Below are 22,784 nucleotides of genomic sequence, written 5' to 3' on the forward strand. Positions count from 1 at the left end.
TCCCGCAAAGCCTTGTTTCCGTCCAGCCAGGAAAACCGGACGGGGGGTCCATTCATGCCATGCTGCCTCCGGTCCGCATCTCAACCCGAAGGCGGCATTGCAAATTCCATTGATCGCAAGGGTCGATTGCTACTTATCGGCAATGACGCGGTTGCGATAAAACAACTTCTAATGCAATACGCGCAAAAGAGCATCACCCAAATGGGGTACGTACCCGATGTGAACGTGACCTTTTTTGGTCTTTAATTAAAATGCCGCCTCAAGCAGTCTCGCGGAGACGCTCTGCTGTCTGCAAATCGACCGAGACGAGCTGTGAAACACCCTGCTCGGCCATCGTCACACCGAAGAGGCGATTCATGCGGGCCATGGTGATCGGGTTGTGAGTGATGATGACGAATCGGGTTTCGGTCGATGCCGCCATCTCGTCCATCAGATTGCAGTAACGCTCGACATTGTGGTCGTCGAGGGGAGCGTCCACTTCGTCCAGCACGCAGATCGGCGCGGGATTGGTGAGGAAGACGGCAAAGATCAACGCCATCGCCGTCAGCGCCTGTTCGCCACCTGACAGCAGCGTCATGGTCTGCGGCTTCTTGCCCGGCGGGCGGGCGAGGATTTCAAGGCCTGCTTCGAGCGGATCGTCGGATTCGATCAGTTGCAGTTCCGCCGTGCCGCCCCCGAACAGGTGGGTGAAGAGACGCTGGAACTGGGCGTTGACGACATCGAAGGCGGCGATCAGGCGTTCACGGCCCTCGCGGTTGAGGCTCTGGATCGCACCGCGCAGCTTTCTGATGGCATCGATGACGTCGTCACGTTCCTTGACGAGCGCTTCCAGCTTCTCGCTCAGTTCCTTCTGCTCCTCGTCGGCGCGCAGGTTGACGGCGCCCAGACGCTCGCGCTCAATCCGCAGCCGCTCCACCTCACGTTCGACCTCGCGCGGATCTGGCAGCGTCTGCAGTCCCGGCCGCCCGGCAAGGCGCAGCGCCTCATGCGGCGGCACGTTCAGCGTTTCGCGAATGCGCTGCTCGCTTTCCTGCCGCTTCTCGCGGGCAGAAACGAGGCGTTCTTCCGCACGGCCGCGGCGCTCGCGGCTTTCGGCGAGTTCGGAAAGTGCAGTAGCCGCCTTATGGTCGGCGTCACGCTGGAAGAGTTCGGCTTCTGCCAAGAGGTCAGCAGCGTGACGGCGGGCCTCCTCGGCCTTTTGGAGCTCGCTCAGAAGCGCGCGGCGCTTGCCGTCGAATTCGTCCGGCGCCATATCCAGTTCGGCGGATTCCTCGCGGGCCTCCTCCTCGCGATCGCGCAGCGTGGCGATGTGGTCTTCGGCGCTTGCGGCCCGCTGGCGCCATGTCTCGCGCTCCTGGCCGATGGCAACGATACGTCGCTGGCGAGCGTCGTTTTCGCGGTTCAAACTCTCGTGGCGGGCGCGGGCTTCGGCAAGGGCGCCGCGATCCGTCGCGACCTCGGCCTGCTGGAAGCGCAGTCGTTCATCGAGCGCAGTCAGATCTGCTGCATCTTCGAGCTCGATACGGGCATTTTCCTCCTGAACCGAGATATCCTCCAGCTGCGCCTGCAACTGGCTGACGGCTTCGGCGATGACATCGCGGCGACGAATGAGATCGCCGGAAGCGCGCTCGGCAGCGGCAAGCGCCTCGCGTGCTTCCGCCAGATGGCGTGCAGACAGACGGCTCAAGTCACGGGCGTCCGTCAACCGCCGCTCCTCGCCGCGGATCATCTCGGCAGCGGAAGCAAGACGTTCTTCGGCTTCGCTCAGAACATCGCGGGCAAGCTCAGCCTCGCCTTCCAGTTCTGCAAGTCGATTCTTCTGGGCAAGCCGAAGGGCAGCAGCACTCGGCGCATCGGCGCCGGTCACGTGGCCATCCCATCGATAGACAGCACCTTCCCGGGTGACCAGCCGCTGGCCGGCCTTGAGTTCTTTCACCAGACGTGGCGCGTCGGTGGCAGCGACCAGACCGATCTGGCGCAGGCGGCGGATCAGCGCGGCGGGTGCGCGGACATGGTTCAGCAGAGGCTCAGCGCCTGCGGGCAACGCCGGGTCGCCGGCGCCATCGCCGTTTTCCGACCAGTAGGCTGGTGCATTCGGGTCGAGCGGCGATTCGAGATCATCGCCGAGTGCGGCACCGAGCGCCGTCTCGAAACCGCGATCGACCTTCAGCTCTTCAGCAACCGGCGAAAATTCGCCCGCTGCGGCACCGGCCAGCATGCGCTGGATCGTGCGGGCTTCCGTTTCCAGCGCGTTGAGCTTGCTGCGGGCCTGTTCGACCGGGGTGCGGGAGAGCGCTTCGGTCTCACGCGCTCTTGCAAGCGCCTGTTCGACAGACTGGATCGTCGCTTCGGCCTCAGTGACGGCGATCTCACCGGCCTCGACCACGGCGCGTTTTTCGTCCGGATCCGGCAGTGTGGCAATCTTCTCCTCGATGCCGGCAAGTTCGCGATTGGCCTCGTCCATCTGGCGTTCGAGGCGCAGCTTGCGGTCCGCGAGGTCGCGGATGGCGCGTTCAAGCTGGTTGCGGCCGGCGGCGGCTTCGGCGCGTTCTGCCGTGAGCGCGCTGAAGATACGTTCGCTGTCGGCGAGTTTGGCCGCAGCCTCCTCGAAAGCTTCCCGCATTTCCTCGGCATAACGACCGGAATCGGCGAGGATTTCAGCGATATCGGCCTCTTCCGCATCGAGCCTAGCAAGGATGACAGCGTTATCGGCAACAAGCCGTTCTTCGCGCCTGATGTCTTCGGCAAGTTGCGCGAGACGCCGGGTAAGCTCGTCGCGGCGGCGCAAAATGCGGTTGGCATCTTCCTCGAGCTGGCTGCGGGCGATCTGCAGGCGCTGGAGAGCGGCCGCAGCCCGCGCTTCGCCTTCGCGCAGTTCCGGGAGCTTCAGGCTGGCGATACCCTGGTTCTTCGCCGCATCCATCTGGATCTGCGCCTTTTCGGCGACGACGACGGTTGCCTGGTTGAGCGCGCTGTCGGCCTCGGCTTCGGCCTCCTTTGCCTGCACCCAGCGGATGTGCAGGAGCATTGCCTCGCGGGCGCGGATATCGGCGGAAAGCGTCTTGAAACGGTTTGCCTGACGGGCCTGGCGCTTCAGGCTTTCGATCTGGCTTTCGAGCTGCGAAGTGACGTCGTCCAGCCGCTCCAGATTGCTTTCGGCGGCGCGCAGACGAAGTTCGGCTTCGTGGCGGCGGGAATGCAGGCCGGAGATGCCGGCGGCCTCTTCCAAGAGCTGACGGCGGGCCTGCGGTTTTGCGGCGATCAGTTCGCCGATGCGACCCTGCCCTACCATGGAGGGAGAGCGCGCGCCGGTGGAGGCATCCGCAAAGAGCAATTGCACGTCCTTGGCGCGGCTTTCCTTGCCGTTGATGCGATAGATCGAACCTTGCTCACGCTCGATGCGGCGGGTGACCTGGATTTCATCGCTGTCGTTGAAGGCGGCTGGCGCGGTGCGCTCGCCATTATCGAGATAGAGCGCAACTTCGGCGGTGTTGCGCGCCGGGCGGTTTCCCGAGCCGGAGAAAATCACGTCGTCCATGCCGGACGCGCGCATGTTCTTGTAGGAATTCTCGCCCATGACCCAGCGCAGGGCTTCGACGAGATTGGACTTGCCGCAACCGTTCGGACCAACGACGCCCGTCAGTCCGCGCTCGATGATGAATTCGGTCGGTTCGACGAAGGACTTGAAGCCGACAAGGCGAAGCTTGTTGAACTTCATGCCGCGGCCTTATCAAACGAAAAAGCGGGCGCACGGTTTTCGCCGCCGCCCGCCTTCGCAAAACGGTACGGATCAGAGGAGGCTGTCAATGAGGGCCGACATGGTGTCAACCGGCATGTCTCCAGAATAGCGCTTGCCATTGATGAGGAACGTCGGCGTGGCGTTGACGCCAAAATCCTTGGAACCCCGTTCCCGCGTGGCATTCACTTCATCCAGCAGTTTCTGGTTCGTCAAGCACTTCGTGAAGCTATCCTCAGTAAATCCGGCGAGCTTCGACATCTGCAGCAGCGCGGCGCGCCCATCATCGGCGGCAGCCCATTGCTGCTGCTGCTTGAAGAGCATCGCGACCATCGGGAAATACTGCTCGGGCGTGGAGAGTTCTTCCGGCTTCTGCGGGTTACAACGGGCGAGCATGAAGGCGGCGGCAGCACGCGGGTCGAAGGGGAATTCGCGCAGGACGAACTGAACCTTGCCGGTATCGACGTATTTCTGCTTGATCGTATCGAAGGTCGTGTTGTGAAAGTGGGCGCAATGCGGGCAGGTCATCGACATATATTCGACGATCTTGACCGGAGCATCGGCCTTTCCGAGCGCCATTTCCGGCAGCGTGCCGGGGGTCAACACCTTGGCCATATCCACATCGCCATCCGGCTTCGGAATTTCCGGGGCTGCCTGCGCCTGCGCCGTACCATAAACCGCGATCGATGCGGTTGCGGCGGCGACACCACCCAGAAGCTGGCGTTTCGTCAGTTGCATTTCAGAGATGCGCATGGGTTCCCCATAAACAAGTGTGGCAGCTGGTTGTGCGATATAACGGCAGGAAGCCGCTAACAAGGCACGCTTCGCCAACTTTCTTCAAAGAATTGTGACCTGCGGAAAGACGAAACCGCAGATCCGCGAACAAATCAATCATTCCCGGAATGCAGAAGGGGTGTTTCGTCCTGCATAAAAGAGACGGATTATCTGTATCTCGCTCTTCCGCAAGCGGTAAGCGATCATAACGCGCTGTTCAAAAACCAGGATTCTGATGCCGGCGCGAAGTCGTTGCGCAGCGCGCCACGCTCAGGCATCGTTTCCAACGAGGTGCAAAGGCTTCTCAACCTGCGAACAAATTCGATAGCCCGGACGGGGCTATCGCGGGCGATAAACTCGTATATGGCAAGAAGATCATCTTCTGCCTTGGGCCGAAAGACGACCTTAGTCACCATTGCCGCCGCGTGCGGCGTGCAACCGCTCGATACGGTCAAATACCGTTTCCGAGTCGATATCCGGGCGTGGATCGTCGAGCGCTTCGCGAATTTTTTGGTTCATAATTTCGTTGATCGCGTCTTCTTCACGATCAAGCGCCCTCAAAGCAGCGCGCAGAACCTCGCTGGCAGAGCCGTAAGCTCCAGATTCCAGACGAGCGTCGAGACTTTTCTGCTGGCGGCCTAGTGTGACCGTAATGGGCTTACTGCTGCGCATGACTTGACCTTGGTTGAATGCATTACAGTGTAATACACCGCTTGGGCCGTGCCAATAGAAAGGTGCCTTTATCTGGGCTTTTTGCCGAGAACGGCCGTCCCGAGGCGGGCGATCGCCTGCCTAATTTTCTCGTCCTCGAGGCCCTGCATCATGCCTTCCAGCTTGCGGGCGGCGTCGCCCTTCAAGGGCGGCGGTGTGCGGAAGCGCTTGACCGGCTGATAGACCGGCTTCTGGACGATGCGGATCTGGTGGACGGCAGCGAAGCCGAAGAAACTATTGATGCGCTGGATGAGTTCGCCCTGAGCGTGGCTGAGGAAAAGGGCGCGTGCGCCTTCGCACGCAATGGTCAGAATACCGGGGCGGAAGCTACCGTCATCGCCACCGCGCGCCCAGGTGATTTTTTCCGGGCGGGTGCAATCGGCGAAGTCCTCGCCGGCAATTTCATCCCAGGAGCCGAGCAGCGCGCTATTAATGCCGGCACGACGAGCGAGAACGGGATCGATGATACCGTTCGTCAGCTCCGCAATTTGCTTAACATCTTTGCGTGGATAATTCATCGAAACCTTGGTAAGCGACGTCCAGTCGAGGCCGCCGGCTTGATCGCGCCGCATTGCTTCGTCAAGTATAGAGCACTTCCCCCGATCGCGGCAAATAATGACGATACGCACACCGGACGCGCCGACTGCCTCCCCTCTCCTCGACTGGTACGACCGCCATCATCGCGACCTGCCTTGGCGCGTTTCTCCGCCGATGGCCAAGCGCGGCATCAAGGCTGATCCCTATCGTGTCTGGCTCTCGGAAGTCATGCTGCAGCAGACGACTGTGCCGGCGGTGAAACCCTATTTCGCCAACTTCCTGGCGAAATGGCCCTCGGTAACCGATCTCGCAAGAGCGCCGAGTGAAGAGGTCATGGCCGCCTGGGCGGGGCTTGGCTACTATGCGCGGGCGCGCAACCTGAAGAAATGCGCCGAGGCGGTAGCGAGCGAGCATGGCGGCATTTTCCCGGATACCGAAGAGGGGCTGAAGGCCCTGCCCGGCATTGGCGATTATACGGCGGCAGCGGTGGCGGCGATCGCCTTCAACCGGCAGGCAGCCGTGATGGACGGCAATGTGGAGCGCGTGATTTCCAGACTCTATGCCATCGCCACACCGCTTCCGGCCGCAAAGCCGCTGATGCGCCAGAAGGTGGCGCTGCTGACACCAGCCGACCGGCCCGGTGATTTCGCGCAGGCGATGATGGATCTTGGCGCCACGATCTGTACGCCGAAGCGACCAGCCTGTTCGCTCTGTCCCTTTAATGGGTCGTGCGAAGCACTCAGGCTGCATGATCCCGAGCAATTCCCGCTCAAGGCCGCGAAGAAAGAGAAGCCGATCCGCCGTGGCGCAGCCTTCGTAGCGGTCACCTCCGATGGCGAGATTCTGCTGCGGCGGCGTATCGAAAGCGGCCTGCTCGGCGGCATGACGGAGATTCCGACGACGGCATGGACCGCGCGGCAGGATGGCGAGACATCAGCCGAGGCCGCGCCTTTCAAAGCCGGATGGGAGAGTGCTGGCACCGTCACTCATGTCTTCACCCATTTCGAATTGAGACTTTCGATCTTCCGGGTGGCGATTGCCGATCGCCTTCCAATCGATGACGGATGGTGGGAGCCGGTTACAAATCTTGAAGCTCAGGCATTGCCGACTATCATGAAAAAAGCGATCGCAGCGGCTATTCCTCTCGCGTTCAAAACAGCCAAGGGATGACTATGGCAGAAGACATCAAACACATCGTTTTCGATATCGGCAAAGTTCTCATTCATTACGATCCGCATATTCCCTTTAGCCGCCTCATTCCCGACGAGGCCGAGCGCAACTGGTTTTTTGCCAATGTCTGCACGCACGACTGGAACATCGAGCAGGACCGCGGTCGTACCTGGGCGGATGCAGAAGCACTTCTTATTGCTCAGCATCCGACCCGCGAAGAGCATATCCGCGCCTTCCGCAAGAACTGGCACGAGATGGTGCCGCATGCCTATGAAGATAGCGTCGCGATCATGGAAGACTTCATCAATGAAGGCCGGGATGTGACGATGCTGACGAACTTCGCCTCGGACACGTTCCGCGAGGCGCAGGAGCGCTTCCCCTTCCTCAAGAAGCCACGCGGCGTGACCGTTTCTGGCGATGTCGGCCTCATCAAACCCGATCTCGCGATCTACGAAACGCATACGAAGAGCTTCGGCCTTGATCCGACCGCGACAATCTTTATTGACGACGCGCCAGTCAATGTCGAGGGCGCGAAGGCAGCCGGCTGGAACGCCGTGCTTTTCACCGGCGCCGATAAGCTGCGCGCCGATCTCGCCAGCTACGGCCTTAAGGCCTGAGCCATGGTTTTCGATCCTGCAGCAGCTATCGACCGCTTTCACGCAGCAATCAACGCGCTCGATTTTCCGGAAATCGAGGGCTGGTTCGCCGAGAATGCCACCTATGTCTCCAACGGCGTCGGCAGTCTTGCCGGACGGGCCGAAATCATGGCTGCCTTCCGTCGCTACTTCGACGATTATCCGGATCAGACGGCGGAGAATTCGCTGGTCGAAACGCTGACGCCGCTTTCGGGCCGAGCCGTATGGTCCGTTCGGGCGACGCATAGCAAGACCGGAAAGCGGTTGGTCCGCGAGGGAGAAGAGACGATCACCTTCAACGAGGACGGCAAGGTCACGCGCGTTGACGTGACCGACTATCAGGAATTCTGAGGCGGAAATCTGGTGCTAAAAAGGAAGCGCGGGGCCGAAAGACCTCGCGCTTCTTTTTCTTCTTCCGTAACTGGAGGTGCAAACTGGAAGAAGAGGTCGTCTCAACCTTCAGGGGTGTTACTCAGTCCACCTTTGCGAGATCACCGCGGATGATGGATCGCAATTCGTCGATCGGACGCAGGGATTTTCCGTCGTCGAAATGCCAGAAGGTCCATCCATTGCATGCATCAAGGCCTTGGACTTTCGCACCAAGGCGATGAATGGAGCCGGCCTCGCCGCCAGAGGCAACCGTGCCGTCGGCGCGCACCACGGCGCTGTAGCGGCGCTTCGCATCCGTCAGCACCTGGCCGGGCTTGATGAGGCCGCTTTCAACCAGCACGTTGAAGGCGACGCGCGCTTCGGCCTTCTTGCCAGTCATGACCGTGAGCTCCGCCTTGCCGAGCGGCTCGACGGCGGCGATGCGGGCAGAGGCCGCATCGATATAATCCTGCTCACGTTCGATGCCGACGAAGTGGCGGCCGAGGCGCTTGGCGACGGCGCCAGTCGTTCCCGACCCGAAGAAGGGATCAAGGATGATATCGCCCGGCTTTGAGGACGCCATGATGACGCGGGCAAGCAGAGCTTCCGGCTTCTGGGTCGGATGCACCTTCTTGCCGTCGTCGCCCTTCAGGCGCTCGTTGCCGTTGCAGATCGGGAAGAGCCAGTCGGAGCGCATCTGCACGTCGTCATTGGCCGCCTTCATGGCATCGTAATTGAAGGTATAGCCCTTGGCCTTGGCGTTGGGGCTTGCCCAGATCATCGTCTCGTGGGCGTTCTGGAAACGACGGCCCTTGAAATTCGGCATCGGATTGGTCTTGCGCCAGACGATGTCGTTCAAGATCCAGAAGTTCAGATCCTGCAGTGTCGCGCCGACGCGGAAGATATTGTGATAGGAGCCGATCACCCAGATCGTGCCCGTCGGCTTCAGAACGCGGCGGCAGGCGAGCAGCCACGCGCGGGTGAAAGCGTCGTAGGCCTCGAAGGAGGCGAACTGATCCCAATCGTCGTCGACGGCATCAACCAGCGACTGGTCCGGCCGGTGCAGCGTGCCGCCAAGCTGGAGGTTGTAGGGCGGATCGGCGAAGATGACGTCAACCGACTGGTTCGGAAGAGCGTCAAGGGCTGCAACGCAATCACCCTTGATGATCGTGTCGACCCAAGAGCCCGGTTTTACGGAAGTCTTCAGGTCGGCAAGCGGGAAAACAGACGCCATATAGATACTCACTCATACGCTTTACGCTTAACTCTCCGTTATGGTTACGCAAGTTGGTTACCAAAGCCTGAAGCATCGACCCGTTTCGGGAAAATATTCCGATCTCTATATGAGGAAGAGCGGACTCCACAGCCCGCCCCGATTTCACTCCGCCGCCTGAGGCGTGTGAACCTGCCTGCTGTCCTCAGGCGCATCGACCCGTTCGAGCATGCCATAATCCCTGACGACATGACCGATGCGCAGGCGATAGTCGGCGAAAATGCCGTTGCGGCCGGCCTTCTGGGCCGCCCGATGGGCTTCGAGATTGCGCCACTGGCGCACCGCCTCCTCATCCCGGAAGAACGAAAGCGAGAGGATCTTGCCGCGCATCGTCAGGCTCTCGAAACGCTCGATGGAGATGAAGCCGTCGATTTTTTCGAGTTCGGATCTGAGTTCGCCGGCAAGGTCGAGATATCGATGTCGTTCGCCGACGTAGGGAATGACTTCAAACATGACAGCGATCATGGCAGCACCAGTTGCGCATGCGGGGTCGAAACGTTCTTCAGAAAGATACGGTCTTCTTTCAGGATGAAGCGCTCGCGGCGGGCAAATTCATAGTTCTCCCGGCCGAGCGGATCGGCGGCAAGCCGTGCGCGATAGGCCTCGTAGGCTGCAAGATTTTCAATATTGTAGACGCCGTAAGCTGTCGTCGCTGAGCCCTCGTGTGGACCAAAATAGCCAACCAGGTCAGCGCCGTTTCTCGGAATCGCTTGCCCCCAATTGCGGGCATATTCGGCAAAGGCTTCCTTGCGGAAGGGGTCGATCTCATAGCGAATGAAGCAAGTGATCATCGGTTTCTCCTTTCGTATGCGAAGAGTTTTCGCACATTGTGGTGCGGAGATGCTTCGGTTAAGATCGAAGTATGAAAGAAGGACCTGACATTGCGCAGATCGGCGCGCTCATCGGCGATCCGGCCCGCGCCAATATGCTGGCGGCGCTGACAGGCGGTCGTGCGCTTACGGCAACCGAACTTGCGGCAGCCGGCGGCATCACGCTGCAGACGGCAAGCGCGCATCTCTCGAAGCTCGAAACCGGTGGATTGCTTACCCAGCGCAAACAGGGGCGACACCGCTATTTTACGCTCGCCGACGAGGCGGTGGCCCGGCTGATCGAAAGCATGATGGGGCTGGCGGCGAGTCGAGGGCATCTGCGCCACCAGCCCGGTCCGAAAGACCCGGCGCTGCGCAAGGCGCGCATCTGCTACGATCATCTCGCCGGCGATTACGGCGTGCGCATGCTGGACAGCCTGGTTGCATCCGGGTCGATCGATGCCATCGGCGACGGACTTGCTGTGACGGCCAAGGGCGAAAGCCAGCTGCAATGTATCGGCATCGATGTCGGCTGCCTCAAATCCTCGCGCCGACCGCTCTGCCGTTCCTGCCTCGACTGGAGCGAACGGCGCGCCCATCTTGCCGGTAGCCTCGGCAGGGCGCTGCTGTCGAATTTCATGGAAAAGGGCTGGGCGCGGCGGATGCCGGAAAGCCGCTCGGTTATCTTTTCACCGGACGGCGAGCGGCAATTCCTGAAGCTTTTTCCGTTGGAAAGCTAGCAAGGCGCGACCAGCGTATTCCTGAAATGATTGTGAGCGACCGTGCTGCAAAGCTCGCTCCATTCGCAATCCGTGCAGGCATTGCGGATGATGTCGGCCGCGAAACCGCGGCGTAGTCTTTTCAGCAGGGCTTTATCGGGAATGAGGCGGGCGCCCTGCTCTATCCGCACCCCCATGAGCCTACCAACGGCTTCGGCAGCAGCTGCATCCCTGGCTTTCGGACTCGGCAGTAAGCAATGCGCTGAAGCCTCGGACATCAGGGGGGCGCAGATATCGTCGGGGCCGGAGACGATTTCTATCTCCTCTCCGGCCGAGAGACGCTCTGCGATGCGACGGTAATTGGCGGTGAAGGCCGGAGTGTAGCCTTCACCGACGAAAGTCAGCATGCAGAGCAGATGGTGGGCGCGCAGCCTGACGGTCAACGCAGCTCTGCCTGGTCGCCATAGATACGGATGCCCTTGAGCACGGCTGCAGCGAGCGCCGATTTCAGCACGCCGCCCAGGATGAAGGGCGCGACGCCGAGCAGCCAGCCTTTTTCCGCGCCAATCAGAGAGGCGAGATAGAGGCCGCCAAGGGAGAGGCAGAAGAGGTTGGCAGCAAGGTGAGCAATGAAGCTGCGCACCACATTGTCCCCTGTCCAGCCGCGCTCCGCGAGCCAGCCGACCATCAGCGCCATCAGCGGAAAAGCTGCGATATAACCAGCCGTCGGGCCGGCAAAGGGCGCAAGGCCGCCGGAGCCGTTTGCCAGAACCGGTGCGCCGAGCATGGCTTCTCCCAGCCAGGCGAGAACGGTGAGCGTACCAAGCCGCCAGCCATAGAGCGCGCCGATCATGGTGACGGCAAAGGTCTGCATAGTGATCGGCACCGGCACCATCGGCACCGAGATCTGCGAGGCAAGGGCCAGTACCAGCGTGCCGGCGAGAACGAAGAGATATTTGACTGCAATCGACCGTGCAGATAGGCGCAACGGATCGAAAACGACGGTACGGGACGGGTCAGAGAGGGACATGAAGTTCTCCTTTTCAAAATTATAGATAATTGTCGATTCCCATCTATTTGATGGAGGAGATTTTTGGACGACGCAAGAGCAGGCATGCAGGATTCTCATGTGGCCGGATCACAATCCATCGCGAATGCATGCGGAAACGCCGTAAAACCAAGGCGTTTCACGCGCTCGAAAATTATCTATAATTCTTTTGGAGGATCAGCCGACGATGGCGAAAGCTTCCCGTTCGCCTTTTTGCGCGGGCTGTGGCGCGCGTCCGATCCACTGCACGTGCTTCTGGAGAATGGCCGCGGCCTCCTCCGCCTTGCCTTGCCGAAGAGCGGCAAGAATGGCGCGGTGGTCATGGTCGGTGCGCTTCTCCCAGCCCGAACGCCAGGCCGAAAATAGAAAACGGGCACTCGCCGCGTGCAGATCGTCGATCGAAGCCAGCAGGCGCGGCATCGCGCAAGGGGTAAGGATCAAGCGATGGAAGCGGCGGTTTGCCTCTTCCCATGCATGAACGTCGGCGGCCGCATCGCCCTCGCGCGTCGCGTCCTCCGCAGCATCGAGGATCGCGGGCGTCAGGTGACGGGCGGCGTGTTTCAAAGCGAGCACTTCGAGGGCAGCGCGCATTTCGGCGACTTCACGCACCTCGGCGAGATCGAAGGAGGCAACACGAACACCACGGCGCGGCTCGCTGATCGCTAGCCCCTGCGCCTCAAGCCTACGGAAAGCCTCGCGCACCGGCACATGGCTGGTTTCGAATTCCTCGGCGATATGGTCCTGACGCAGACGGGCACCGGGCGCAAGCGCTCCATGCACGATGCGCTCCGCAAGCGTGCGGGCGATGCGCCCGGCAATGGTATTGTCTTCGGGTTCCCTGCTCATTGCTATCCAGTAGCGAGCACTGCGGGGCTTGTCGAGGTGGCATGCAATCCGTCCCCCCGCAAAGCTGCCCGCAGCGTGCATTCCAGCCATGTCCCGCCATCGGTTGAGCTTTTGCGCGCCATCGTGTAAAGCCGCATCATCCCGAACAAGGTATGAGTATATGGACGGCTTCGACCTGATTATTTTCGACTGCGACGGCGTTCTGGTCGATTCCGAAATCATCGCAGCGGATGTCGAATCCAAATTGCTGACGGAAGCAGGCTATCCGATCAGCATCGAGGAGATGAACGAGCGCTTCGCCGGTCTCACGTGGCGCGACATCCTCTTCCAGATCGAACGGGAAGCCAGCATTCCGCTCTCGGCATCCCTCATCGATCAGTCCCAGAAGCTTCTGGACATCCGGCTCGAACAGGAAGTCCAGGCTATTCCTGGCGTCGAATTCGCCGTCGGCCGTCTCTCGATGAAGCGCTGCATCTGCTCGAATTCGTCGAGCCAACGGCTTGATATGATGCTGAGCAAGGTCGGCCTGAAGAAACTCTTCGCTCCGAACACCTTCTCCGCCAAGGACCTCGGTCCCGACCGCGCCAAGCCGAAGCCGGATATCTACCTGCACGGCGCAAGCCAGATGGGCATCTCACCTTCGAAGACGGTCGTCGTTGAAGATTCCACCCATGGCGTCCATGCCGCGCGCGCTGCTGGCATGCGGGTGATCGGCTTCACCGGCGGTTCACACACCTATCCTTCGCATGCCGACAAGCTGACGGATGCAGGTGCTGAGACCGTCATCTCGCGCATGAACGATCTGCCGGGCGTCGTTGCTGCGCTGGCCGAATGGGAAGGCGCGCTCTAAAGCAGGAGCCCTGCCACCCGCGAGCCTTATAGAAACTGTACAAAGCCCGCAGTTTGCGGGCTTCTTGCATTGGGATGATTGTTTTCGCGTGGCGGCATATGGCGCGTCAATTGCAAGAGATTGCGTGCCGAGCTGTCTTAGCTGCTCTTCTTAGAATTCTTGGCGTTCTTTGCTGGCTGGGTGTCGAAGCCGACATTGACGCGAACGAGTGCGCCGGAACCGACCGGCATCTTGACGCCCTCATGGCGGAAGATGACCTGAGTGGCTGGCGCGCCGACCGGGATCTGAGTCGGGAAGTTAACGACTTCGGACGACAGCACGTCTTGTCCGTCCAGTACCGAAATGCGGATCGGCAGCGTGACCGGGCCTGGCGTGCCGCCGGGGCCAGCAACCAAACGCAGCTGCGCCACGACGGTCATGGAGAGGGCCGTATCGTTCAGCGTGCACTGGCGGCTGTAATCGCCGAAAGAGGCCTGGAAGACAACCTGCTGCGGATCGCCGGTTTTTGCGCCCTTGGCATAGGTGCGGTAGATCGAATCCTGATCACGCATGAAGATCTGCGGGCAGGCGCCCTGCACGACGGGAGCGACCTTGCCCTGAGCGGTGACACCGGTGCCGATCGGGGTCTGGTTCGACGAAGGATTGGCCGGCGCAACCGGCATGATCTGGGCGTTGCCATTCGGCTGCAGCGGCGCAGGGCCGGCGCTCGCAGCGCTCGCTTCAGGCTTGCTGTCGCCACCGAGCCCGAGTGAATTGCAGCCGGCAAGGGCAGCAACGAGCGATGCGGAAACGATGAGACGCGAGACCTTGCCGAGCACGATATTCCACCCTTTGCGAACGCTTTTCTTCTAGGTGCTTGCGACTTTCGCGCAAGGCCTTTCATGACAGTTGGCGATGGTCTATATCAGCGGCGCAAAGAAAAATCGATTGGGTAAGCACCGTTTTGATGCACTTTTCGGCGCCGGATGCGGGCAACTTCAATAGGATACCTGCGACAACGCCCCGGCAGGCCGGCGAGCTCCCTCTTTTCGGCGGCGCTGTGGCGACCCGTTTTGCGCACGAAAATTCTCCAGCCATAGATCAAGGATAACGAACGTGGACTATATCTCGACCCGCGGCGAGGCCCCTTCCCTCGGCTTTTGCGACGCCCTTCTGACGGGGCTGGCGCGCGATGGCGGGCTCTACGTTCCCCGCAAATGGCCGAGTTTCTCCAAGAAGGAAATCCGGGCACTACGCGGCAAGACCTATCAGGAAGTCGCCTTCACGATCCTTTCGCCCTTCACCAACGGCGAAATCCCGGATGAAACCTTCCGGGCGATGATCGACGAGGCCTATGGCACGTTCCGCCATCCGGCGATCGCGCCGCTCGTACAGACCGGTCCGAACAGCTTCGTCATGGAGCTCTTCCACGGCACGACGCTCGCCTTCAAGGACGTGGCGATGCAGCTTCTCGCCCGGCTAATGGACTATGCGCTGGAAAAGCGCGGTGAACGGGCGACCATCGTCGGAGCCACGTCGGGCGACACGGGTGGCGCGGCGATCGATGCCTTTGCCGGCCGCGAGCGCACCGATATCTTCATCCTCTTCCCACATGGCAAGGTGTCGCCGGTGCAGCAGCGGCAGATGACGACCTCCAAGGCGGGCAATGTGCATGCGCTCGCCATCGAGGGCAATTTCGACGATTGCCAGAATCTCGTCAAAGCGATGTTCAACGATGCGCCTTTCCGCGACCGAGTGAAGCTCTCGGGCGTCAACTCGATCAACTGGGCGCGCATCATGGCCCAGATCGTCTACTATTTCACGACGGCGATCGCACTCGGCGGACCGGACCGAAAAATCTCCTTCACGGTACCAACGGGCAATTTCGGCGATATATTCGCCGGCTACTGCGCCAAGCGCATGGGCCTGCCGATCGATAAGCTCGTGATCGCCACGAACGAGAACGACATTCTCACGCGCACGCTGAAGACCGGCCGCTACGACATGAAATCGGTGAAGGCGACCAGCTCTCCATCAATGGATATCCAGATCTCCTCCAATTTCGAACGGCTGCTCTTCGAAGCGTATGACCGCGATGCCTCCAAGGTGCGCGCCGCCATGGAAAGCCTCAAGCAATCCAATGGCTTCGAAATTTCGCCCGAAGCACTGAAATTCATCAGGAAGGACTTCCGCGCCGGCCGCGCCAGCGAACGTCAGGTGGCCGAAACGATCCGCGAGACTTACGCGGAAACCGGCTACCTGCTCGACCCGCATTCGGCGATCGGTGTCTTCGTTGCCGCCAAGCGGGCAAAGCCTGATACCCCGATGGTGATGCTTGCGACCGCCCATCCGGCAAAATTCCCGGCCGCCGTAAAATCCGCCTCCGGTATTGACCCGGCGCTTCCGACGTGGCTTGCTGATCTGATGCACAGGGAGGAGCGCTTCCAGATCATCGAGCCCGAGCTTAAAGCGGTTGAAACCTTTATCGGCAAGCACGCCCGCAGCTAGATGACGGCAGGCGCAGAAAGATAGCACATGACAGTTGAGTGCACCCGGCTCAATTCCGGGCTGACAGTAGTCACACAGACCATGCCGCACCTTGAAAGCGTTGCGCTCGGCGTCTGGATCAAATCAGGTTCGCGCAACGAAACAGAAGACGAGCACGGCATCGCCCACCTGCTCGAACACATGGCTTTCAAGGGTACGGGACGTCGTTCCGCCCGTCAGATCGCCGAGGAAATCGAGGATGTCGGCGGCGAAGTAAATGCTGCGACCTCCACCGAGACCACCTCCTACTATGCCCGCGTCCTTAAGGACCACGTTCCGCTCGCCGTCGACATCCTTGCCGATATCCTGACGGAGTCCGCCTTCGAGGAAGATGAGCTGGAGCGTGAAAAGCAGGTCATCCTGCAGGAGATCAATGCGGCCAACGATACGCCTGACGACGTCGTCTTCGACCGCTTCTCCGAAGTTGCCTATCGCGGGCAGACACTCGGCCGGCCGATCCTCGGCACGCCGGAAACCGTCGTTTCCTTCACGCCGCAGCAGATCCGCGGCTATCTCGGCCGCAACTACACGACCGAGCGGATGTTTGTCGTGGCGACCGGTGCCGTCGAGCACGACGAGTTCGTGCGCATGGTCGAAGATCGTTTCGCAAGCCTGCCGACCGCGCCCAATGCGCCGCCGGTCATGGAGGCTGCGCGCTATATCGGCGGCAATGTGCGCGAGTCGCGTGATCTCATGGACGCGCAGATTCTGCTCGGTTTCGAGGGCAAGGCCTATCATGCCCGCGATTTCTACTGCTCGCAGATCCTCGCCAACATTCTCGGCGGCGGCATGTCTTCCCGCCTGTTCCAGGAAGTGCGCGAGTTCCGCGGCCTCTGTTATTCCGTCTATGCCTTCCATTGGGGCTTTTCCGATACCGGCATCTTCGGCATCCATGCAGCGACCGGCGGCGAGAACCTGCCGGAGCTCGTGCCCGTCATTATTGACGAGTTGCACAAGTCGGCGGACAGCATCCACCAGAAGGAAATCGAACGCGCCCGCGCCCAGATCCGCGCCCAGCTTCTCATGGGCCAGGAAAGTCCCGCCGCACGCGCCGGCCAGATTGCCCGCCAGATGATGCTTTACGGCCGTCCGATCTCCAATCCGGAGATGATGGAGCGGCTGGAAGGCATCACCATCGAGCGCCTGACAGATCTTGCCGGCCGGCTCTTCTACGATACCGTCCCGACGCTTTCGGCGATCGGTCCGCTCGAGCAGCTCGCCCCGATGGAAGACATCACTGCTTCGCTTTCGGTTCCGGCACCGAAGACGAAACAGGCAAGCCTCTGACCGGTACATACGTTGCGCCGGAGGGTATCGATGCCAAAATCGGTTTTTCGGTTCCTGTCGCGACAGCCTGAAGCGGTCGAACTCGAAAACGACAAATATATCCTGCGCCTGCCGCGTTATCAGGATTTCAACCAGTGGCATCGGCTTCGCGCCGACAGCCGACGGTTTCTGGAGCCCTGGGAGCCGACATGGCGGCGCGACGAGCTGACGGAAGGTTCGTTTCGCGCCCGCGTCATCCGCGGCAAGCAGGAATATGCCTCCGGACAGGCGATCCCGCTCTTCATATTCCTGAAGAAGGATATGACGCTCGTCGGCGGCATCACCATCGGCTATATCCGCCGGGGAGCGGCCCAGAGCTGCATGATCGGCTACTGGATGGGCGAGCGTTATGCCGGCCAGGGCCATATGTTCGCCGCACTTCAATTGGTTATTCCCTATATCTTCGCAGGGCTCGAGTTGCACCGTATCGAAGCAGCCTGTATTCCAGACAACGCGCGGAGCATTCGCCTGCTTGAGAAAGCCGGGTTCCAGCGGGAAGGTTATCTGCGCGGATATTTGAAGATCAACGGTCAGTGGCATGATCACGTGATGTTTTCACGTCTGGCCAGTGACGCGGATACAGGCAGGAAACCCAACAGCCGATGACCAAAGACCGCATGCTGCCGACGTCACCGTCCGGACGACTGATCGCGGTGATCGCAGCCCTCCTCCTGTCGGTATTCGCTCTTGCGGCGGGAACCGTGCAGGCGGCCGAACCGGTGAAGATTTCCCGTGACGACACCGCGCTGGATCTGACTGCCACGACGGAAATCTACGCCAATCAGGGCGAGGCCTTCCAGGTTTCCACCGCCGCTGGCGCCGACGGCATCCGCCGACGCATCGAAGTGCGTTCGAGTTCGGAAAACCATCAGGGCGACTGGGCGGTCTTTGCGCTTGCCAACGTTTCGGAAGAGCAGCTTGAGCGCGTGATCGTCGCGCCGCATTTCCGTCTCGTCAATTCGAAGCTCTTCTGGCCCGACCTCGGCTCGCAGCGCATCATCGCGATCACGCCGAGCGAAGGTTTTGCACTAGACCGTCAGCCGAGCGACGATGCCGACGTCTTCCGCATCACGTTGAACCCCGGCGCGGTCATCACATTCGTCGCAGAGCTTGCGACGCCCAACCTGCCGCAGATCTATCTGTGGGAGCCGGATGCCTATAAGGACACGATCAACGCCTTTACGCTCTATCGCGGCATCGTTCTCGGCATTGCGGGCCTGCTCGCGGTGTTCCTGACCATCCTTTTCGTCGTCAAGGGAACCTCGATGCTGCCGGCAACGGCGGCTCTCGCCTGGGCGGTGCTCGGCTATATCTGCGTCGATTTCGGCTTTCTCGGAAAGCTGATCAGTGTCGCCTCGGCGGATCAACGAATATGGCGCGCCTGTGCGGAGGTGGCGCTCGCCTCCAGCTTGGTCATCTTCCTGTTCACCTATCTCAATCTCAACCGATGGCATGTGCATCTGGGTTACGCGACGCTTGCCTGGGTGCTGGGTCTTGCCCTGCTGTTCGGCGTGGCGATCTACGATCCGTCGATTGCGGCCGGCATTGCGCGGCTTTCCTTCGCGCTGACGGCGGCGATCGGCCTGCTGCTCATCATCTACCTTGGCTTCAACCGCTATGATCGCGCCATCCTGCTCGTGCCTGCCTGGGCTTTGACACTGGTCTGGCTATTCGGCGCGTGGCTGACGATTACCGGCCGGCTCGACAATGACATCATCCAACCCGCGCTCGGCGGCGGCCTCGTTCTCATCGTGCTCCTGATCGGTTTTACCGTGATGCAGCATGCCTTCGCGGGCGGGGCTTTCCAGCAGGGCCTGTTTTCCGATCTGGAGCGCCAGTCGCTGGCGTTGACGGGCTCGGGCGATATGGTCTGGGATTGGGATGTGGCGCGTGACCGCGTCGTCACCATCCCTGATGTTTCCGTCAAGCTCGGACTTTCGCCGGGCACGATGCATGGAGCGGCACGCAACTGGCTGCCGCGACTGCATCCCGACGATCGCGACCGTTTTCGCGCCACGCTCGACGTGCTCCTGGAACATCGCCGCGGGCGGCTGAATCACGAATTCCGCATCCGCGCCGAAGACGGCCATTTCCATTGGCTCCTGATCCGCGCCCGGCCGGTTCTCGGTTCGAATGGCGAGATCATCCGCTGCGTCGGCACGATCGTCGACGTTACCGAGCAGAAGAATTCCGTCGAGCGGTTGCTGCACGATGCACTGAACGACAATCTGACGGGCCTGCCGAACCGGCAGGTCTTCCTCGACCGCCTGCAGTCGGTGCTGACGCTGGCGCCGGGCGGCGAAACGCTGCGTCCGACCGTGATGGTGATCGATATCGACCGCTACAAGCTGGTCAACGATTCGCTCGGCGTCGCGGCCGGCGACAATATTCTGATCGCGCTCACCCGTCGCCTGCGCCGGCTCCTGAAACCGCAGGATACGCTGGCGCGCCTTTCCGGCGATCAGTTCGGCCTCATCCTCGTTTCCGAGCACGATCCGGCGAAGATTGCTGACTTCGCCGATGCGATCAGCAAGGCGATCATGGTGCCGATCAACTTCTCCAATCGCGAGATCATTCTGACGGCTTCGGTCGGGCTCGCCACATGGGTCGACCGACAGGAGAGCGCATCGGGCCTGCTGAGTGATGCCGAACTTGCCATGTACCGCGCCAAGCGCGCCGGCGGCAACCGCGTCGAACCCTTCCAGCCGGCCTTCCGCGATTTCGGCACTGATCGCCTGCAGCTCGAATCGGATCTGCGCCGTGCCATCGAGCGCAAGGAGCTTTCGATGGTCTATCAACCAATCGCGCGGCTGGAGGATGTCGAAATCGCCGGTTTCGAGGCACTGATGCGCTGGGAGCATCCGAAGCGCGGCAATATCCCGCCGTCGGAATTCATCCCTATCGCCGAAGCGTCCGACATTATCGGCGCGCTTGGCATTTTCGCGCTGGAACAGGCGACCAACGATCTGATGGGATGGCAGAACCAGACCGGCGAGCTGCCGATCTTCGTTTCCATCAATCTGTCGAGCGTACAGCTTCTCAACAACGAGCTTTATGACGACGTTCGCTCGGTGCTGGCGAAGACCCATTGCGATCCGTCGCGGCTGAAGCTCGAGCTGACGGAATCCATGGTGATGGAAAACCCGGAACAGGCGCGCCTCGTGCTGCAGAAGCTGAAAGAAGCTGGCCTCGGCCTGGCGCTCGATGATTTCGGCACGGGTTATTCGTCACTCGCCTACCTCACCCGCTTCCCCTTCGACACGATCAAGCTCGACAAGGCGCTGGTGCGTGACAATAGCGACAAGAAGGCGACCGTGCTGAGATCGGTCATCTCAATGGCGCGCGAGCTGGAGATGAAGGTGGTTGCCGAAGGTATCGAATCCAACGAGGATGCGATCGAGCTTGCCAAAATGGGCTGCAGCTATGGCCAAAGCTATCTCTTCGGGCCGCCGATGCCGTCGGAATCGGTGCTGCGTTTACTGAGGGAACGGTTTCCGCTGACGAAGCGGGCCTGATCCCATGGCGTTCGGCGGCTTTTTCCGGGGCATTCGAGCCCATCCGATCGATATGACCTTCCTTGCCTGTGACGGTCATTGACCATTGGCGGCCGATGTGCGCCTGTGACTCAGCGCAACAAGGAAAATCCGATGCTCAAGCTATTGCTCGCCCTCTCGATGGGCGCCTTTTGCGTCTCTCCCCTCTACGCCACCGAAATTCACCCTGCCGCGCTGAGCTGCCAGGCGGCAGAAGAGCCAGGGCGTTGTGAAAAATTGAAGAAGGACTTCAAAGCGGCCTATGCGCTCGCCCACAAGGGAGATCACGGTGCACAGGTCATCGTGGCCTTCTGCCTCTCTACCGGTTGCCGCGGCGCTGTGATCATCGACAAGGTCGCTGCTTGCAGCTGGCATATCGTTATAGCCAATTCCGGCGCGGCCACCGTGATCGATGGCTCCAACCTCAAGGATACCTGCCGTCCAATGACGCAAGAGCAGAAGACCGCTGCACGTGTCCTGTCCAGCGAACTCGTCCGCAATATCTATAACCGTCCGGTGACGGCGGCGGACCAGATGTAGGCTGGCTGGTGTTTACAGGTCTGGAGACCGTTGAAGCGAAATACCATTGCCCTTATCGCCATCGCCGTTATGCTGCCGAAAAACACAACCAGGAGGCACCCTATGATCCTGCACTGCGTATTCATGCGGCTGAAGAGCGCTATGACACCAGATGACAAGCAGGCGCTGTTCGATGCGATCGTGGCGCTGAAGCAGGTGATACCGGGTATTCTGGATATCAAATACGGGCCGAATGTTTCACCCGAGGGGCTGCATGGCGGTTTCGTCGACGGCTTTGCCGTGACCTTCGAGAGCCCCGAGGCCCGAGACGGCTATCTGGTGCATCCCGAACACGTGGCCGTCGGCGAGCGCATCGTCTCGTCGACGGATGGAGGCCTGGCCGGCCTCCTGGTCTTCGATCTCGTTACTTGACGAAGCAATTCCAGGAAAAGTGTGCAGCGGTTCTCCGTCCGGAATTGAGTCTGGCCGAAGTATGCTCAGCTCGACTTTGCCATGGCAGCGGAGAGCTGGTCGACATTGTAGCGGAACATCTTCTCGTAGGTCGGTGCCGGACCTTTCACATCCGATAGCGATTCGACGTAAAGCTCGCCGCCGGGTTCAGCGCCGGTTGCCGTGGCGACCTGCTTGATGAGGCGCGGATCATTGGAATTTTCGAAGAAGTAGGTCTTCACGTGTTCCTGCTTGATCTGCTCGATCAGCTTGGAGACATCGGCGGCGGAGGCTTCGCTTTCTGTCGAGAGGCCAATCGGTGCGAGAAAGCTGACATTATATTCGCGGCCAAAATAGCCGAAGGCATCGTGGCTCGTCAGCACCTTGCGTCGGTCATCGGCGATCTTGTCGAATTTGGAATGCGCATAGGCATTCAGTTCATCAAGTTTGTGAATATATTTCTCGGCATTGGCCTTGAAGGCTGCGGCGTCAACTGGATCGGCGTCGGACAATGCCTTCTCGATATTGGCGACCCAGACCTTCACATTGACGGGACTGTTCCAGACATGCGGGTCGGTGACGGTCTTACCGTCCTCTTCCATGGTGCGGGTGTTAATACCCTCGGAAACCGTGACTGGCTTGCCCTTGTAGCCGGAGGCGGTGATCAGCCGATCCATCCAGCCTTCCAGCCCCTCGCCGCTGACGAAGGTCACTTTTGCGGCATTCAGCGCCTTGGCATCAGCCGGCGACGGCTCGAATTCGTGGGGATCGCCATTCGGGCCGACGAGGCTCGTGACCTTGACATGGTCGCCGCCGACCTGGCGGACGACATCGGCGAGCACCGTGAAGGAGGCGACGACCTTCAGGGTCTCGGCCGAAGCCGGCACAGCCGAAAGCGTTATCAATACAGGCAAGGAGGCGGAGAGAATCAGTTTGCGAGGTATCATCGGTGT

24 protein-coding genes are annotated in these 22,784 nt (G+C 60.6%); 11 read left to right on the plus strand and 13 right to left on the minus strand.

All coding sequences use genetic code 11. The features are described 5' to 3' along the window. Positions 1-259: 259 nt before the first annotated feature. The 5 genes from FHX08_RS12565 to FHX08_RS12585 form a co-directional block, all read right to left on the minus strand. Positions 260-3,718 (minus strand): chromosome segregation SMC family protein, encoded by a 3,459-nt coding sequence (locus FHX08_RS12565; protein ID WP_132652255.1) that lies wholly within the window; start codon positions 3,716-3,718, stop codon positions 260-262. Positions 3,719-3,790: 72 nt separating this feature from the next. Continuing rightward, complete coding sequence (locus tag FHX08_RS12570; protein WP_132652257.1) at positions 3,791-4,489, minus strand: DsbA family protein; 699 nt, start codon at positions 4,487-4,489, stop codon at positions 3,791-3,793. Between the two features lie 224 nt (positions 4,490-4,713). Further along, the gene (locus FHX08_RS12575; RefSeq protein ID WP_245508240.1) at positions 4,714-4,926 is read right to left on the minus strand and encodes a type II toxin-antitoxin system RelE/ParE family toxin; all 213 of its coding nucleotides are present in this window, start codon (positions 4,924-4,926) and stop codon (positions 4,714-4,716) included. After that, positions 4,916-5,182, minus strand: coding sequence for a type II toxin-antitoxin system ParD family antitoxin (locus FHX08_RS12580; protein WP_132652258.1), 267 nt, complete (start codon positions 5,180-5,182; stop codon positions 4,916-4,918). The genes FHX08_RS12575 and FHX08_RS12580 overlap by 11 nt, the downstream gene beginning before the upstream one ends. Positions 5,183-5,250: 68 nt before the next feature. Continuing rightward, positions 5,251-5,739, minus strand: a complete 489-nt coding sequence (locus tag FHX08_RS12585; RefSeq protein ID WP_132653204.1) for a DUF721 domain-containing protein — start codon at positions 5,737-5,739, stop codon at positions 5,251-5,253. A 97-nt stretch (positions 5,740-5,836) separates the two neighbouring features. Here FHX08_RS12585 and mutY point away from each other — a divergent pair, with 97 nt between their 5' ends. From mutY to FHX08_RS12600, 3 genes are read left to right on the plus strand one after another with little or no spacing between them, the layout of a single operon-like run. Then, entirely contained in the window at positions 5,837-6,928 is a 1,092-nt protein-coding gene (gene mutY / locus FHX08_RS12590; protein ID WP_132652260.1) for an A/G-specific adenine glycosylase, read from the plus strand. A gap of 2 nt (positions 6,929-6,930) precedes the next feature. After that, positions 6,931-7,545, plus strand: a complete 615-nt coding sequence (locus FHX08_RS12595) for an HAD family hydrolase (RefSeq protein ID WP_132652261.1) — start codon at positions 6,931-6,933, stop codon at positions 7,543-7,545. Positions 7,546-7,548: 3 nt separating this feature from the next. Then, the gene (locus tag FHX08_RS12600; protein ID WP_132652263.1) at positions 7,549-7,914 is read left to right on the plus strand and encodes a nuclear transport factor 2 family protein; all 366 of its coding nucleotides are present in this window, start codon (positions 7,549-7,551) and stop codon (positions 7,912-7,914) included. 121 nt (positions 7,915-8,035) lie between these two features. On the opposite strand, the gene FHX08_RS12605 is transcribed toward FHX08_RS12600, so the two are convergent. The 3 genes from FHX08_RS12605 to FHX08_RS12615 form a co-directional block, all read right to left on the minus strand. Next, positions 8,036-9,166, minus strand: coding sequence for a site-specific DNA-methyltransferase (locus FHX08_RS12605; RefSeq protein WP_132652265.1), 1,131 nt, complete (start codon positions 9,164-9,166; stop codon positions 8,036-8,038). A 144-nt stretch (positions 9,167-9,310) separates the two neighbouring features. After that, positions 9,311-9,670 (minus strand): antibiotic biosynthesis monooxygenase family protein, encoded by a 360-nt coding sequence (locus FHX08_RS12610; protein ID WP_132652266.1) that lies wholly within the window; start codon positions 9,668-9,670, stop codon positions 9,311-9,313. Continuing rightward, entirely contained in the window at positions 9,667-9,996 is a 330-nt protein-coding gene (locus FHX08_RS12615) for an NIPSNAP family protein (RefSeq protein ID WP_132652268.1), read from the minus strand. Before FHX08_RS12615 ends, FHX08_RS12610 begins: the two co-directional genes overlap by 4 nt. A gap of 71 nt (positions 9,997-10,067) precedes the next feature. Between FHX08_RS12615 and FHX08_RS12620 the strand changes: the two genes are divergently transcribed. Continuing rightward, positions 10,068-10,754 (plus strand): ArsR/SmtB family transcription factor, encoded by a 687-nt coding sequence (locus FHX08_RS12620; RefSeq protein WP_132652269.1) that lies wholly within the window; start codon positions 10,068-10,070, stop codon positions 10,752-10,754. Here FHX08_RS12620 and FHX08_RS12625 read toward each other — a convergent pair. From FHX08_RS12625 to FHX08_RS12635, 3 genes are all read right to left on the minus strand, one after another. After that, on the minus strand, positions 10,751-11,176 hold the full coding sequence (locus tag FHX08_RS12625; protein ID WP_132652271.1) for a DUF1284 domain-containing protein: 426 nt from the start codon (positions 11,174-11,176) through the stop codon (positions 10,751-10,753). The genes FHX08_RS12620 and FHX08_RS12625 overlap by 4 nt on opposite strands. Continuing rightward, on the minus strand, positions 11,173-11,763 hold the full coding sequence (locus tag FHX08_RS12630) for a biotin transporter BioY (protein ID WP_184327213.1): 591 nt from the start codon (positions 11,761-11,763) through the stop codon (positions 11,173-11,175). Before FHX08_RS12630 ends, FHX08_RS12625 begins: the two co-directional genes overlap by 4 nt. 195 nt (positions 11,764-11,958) lie before the next feature. Next, a complete protein-coding gene (locus tag FHX08_RS12635; protein WP_132652275.1) occupies positions 11,959-12,627 on the minus strand; it encodes a GntR family transcriptional regulator in 669 nt (222 codons plus the stop codon). A 160-nt stretch (positions 12,628-12,787) separates the two neighbouring features. Between FHX08_RS12635 and FHX08_RS12640 the strand changes: the two genes are divergently transcribed. Beyond that, positions 12,788-13,477, plus strand: coding sequence for an HAD family hydrolase (locus tag FHX08_RS12640; protein ID WP_132652277.1), 690 nt, complete (start codon positions 12,788-12,790; stop codon positions 13,475-13,477). A gap of 137 nt (positions 13,478-13,614) precedes the next feature. On the opposite strand, the gene FHX08_RS12645 is transcribed toward FHX08_RS12640, so the two are convergent. Continuing rightward, complete coding sequence (locus tag FHX08_RS12645) at positions 13,615-14,298, minus strand: hypothetical protein (RefSeq protein WP_184327378.1); 684 nt, start codon at positions 14,296-14,298, stop codon at positions 13,615-13,617. 265 nt (positions 14,299-14,563) lie between these two features. Here FHX08_RS12645 and thrC point away from each other — a divergent pair, with 265 nt between their 5' ends. From thrC to FHX08_RS12675, 6 genes are all read left to right on the plus strand, one after another. Continuing rightward, entirely contained in the window at positions 14,564-15,964 is a 1,401-nt protein-coding gene (thrC, locus tag FHX08_RS12650) for a threonine synthase (RefSeq protein ID WP_132652281.1), read from the plus strand. A 27-nt stretch (positions 15,965-15,991) separates the two neighbouring features. After that, positions 15,992-17,290, plus strand: a complete 1,299-nt coding sequence (locus FHX08_RS12655) for a M16 family metallopeptidase (RefSeq protein ID WP_132652282.1) — start codon at positions 15,992-15,994, stop codon at positions 17,288-17,290. A 30-nt stretch (positions 17,291-17,320) separates the two neighbouring features. Then, positions 17,321-17,935: a GNAT family N-acetyltransferase gene (locus tag FHX08_RS12660; RefSeq protein WP_132652284.1), complete on the plus strand. Its 615-nt coding sequence runs from the start codon at positions 17,321-17,323 to the stop codon at positions 17,933-17,935. After that, complete coding sequence (locus tag FHX08_RS12665) at positions 17,932-20,844, plus strand: sensor domain-containing phosphodiesterase (RefSeq protein WP_132652286.1); 2,913 nt, start codon at positions 17,932-17,934, stop codon at positions 20,842-20,844. Before FHX08_RS12660 ends, FHX08_RS12665 begins: the two co-directional genes overlap by 4 nt. Positions 20,845-20,976: 132 nt before the next feature. Beyond that, complete coding sequence (locus tag FHX08_RS12670) at positions 20,977-21,402, plus strand: hypothetical protein (protein WP_132652288.1); 426 nt, start codon at positions 20,977-20,979, stop codon at positions 21,400-21,402. A 102-nt stretch (positions 21,403-21,504) separates the two neighbouring features. Continuing rightward, positions 21,505-21,813, plus strand: a complete 309-nt coding sequence (locus tag FHX08_RS12675; protein WP_132652290.1) for a Dabb family protein — start codon at positions 21,505-21,507, stop codon at positions 21,811-21,813. Positions 21,814-21,878: 65 nt separating this feature from the next. Here FHX08_RS12675 and FHX08_RS12680 read toward each other — a convergent pair whose 3' ends face one another. Next, a complete protein-coding gene (locus tag FHX08_RS12680) occupies positions 21,879-22,778 on the minus strand; it encodes a metal ABC transporter substrate-binding protein (RefSeq protein ID WP_132652292.1) in 900 nt (299 codons plus the stop codon). Positions 22,779-22,784 lie beyond the last annotated feature (6 nt).

This window comes from Rhizobium sp. BK529, assembly GCF_014194105.1.
Taxonomy (GTDB): Bacteria; Pseudomonadota; Alphaproteobacteria; order Rhizobiales; family Rhizobiaceae; genus Rhizobium.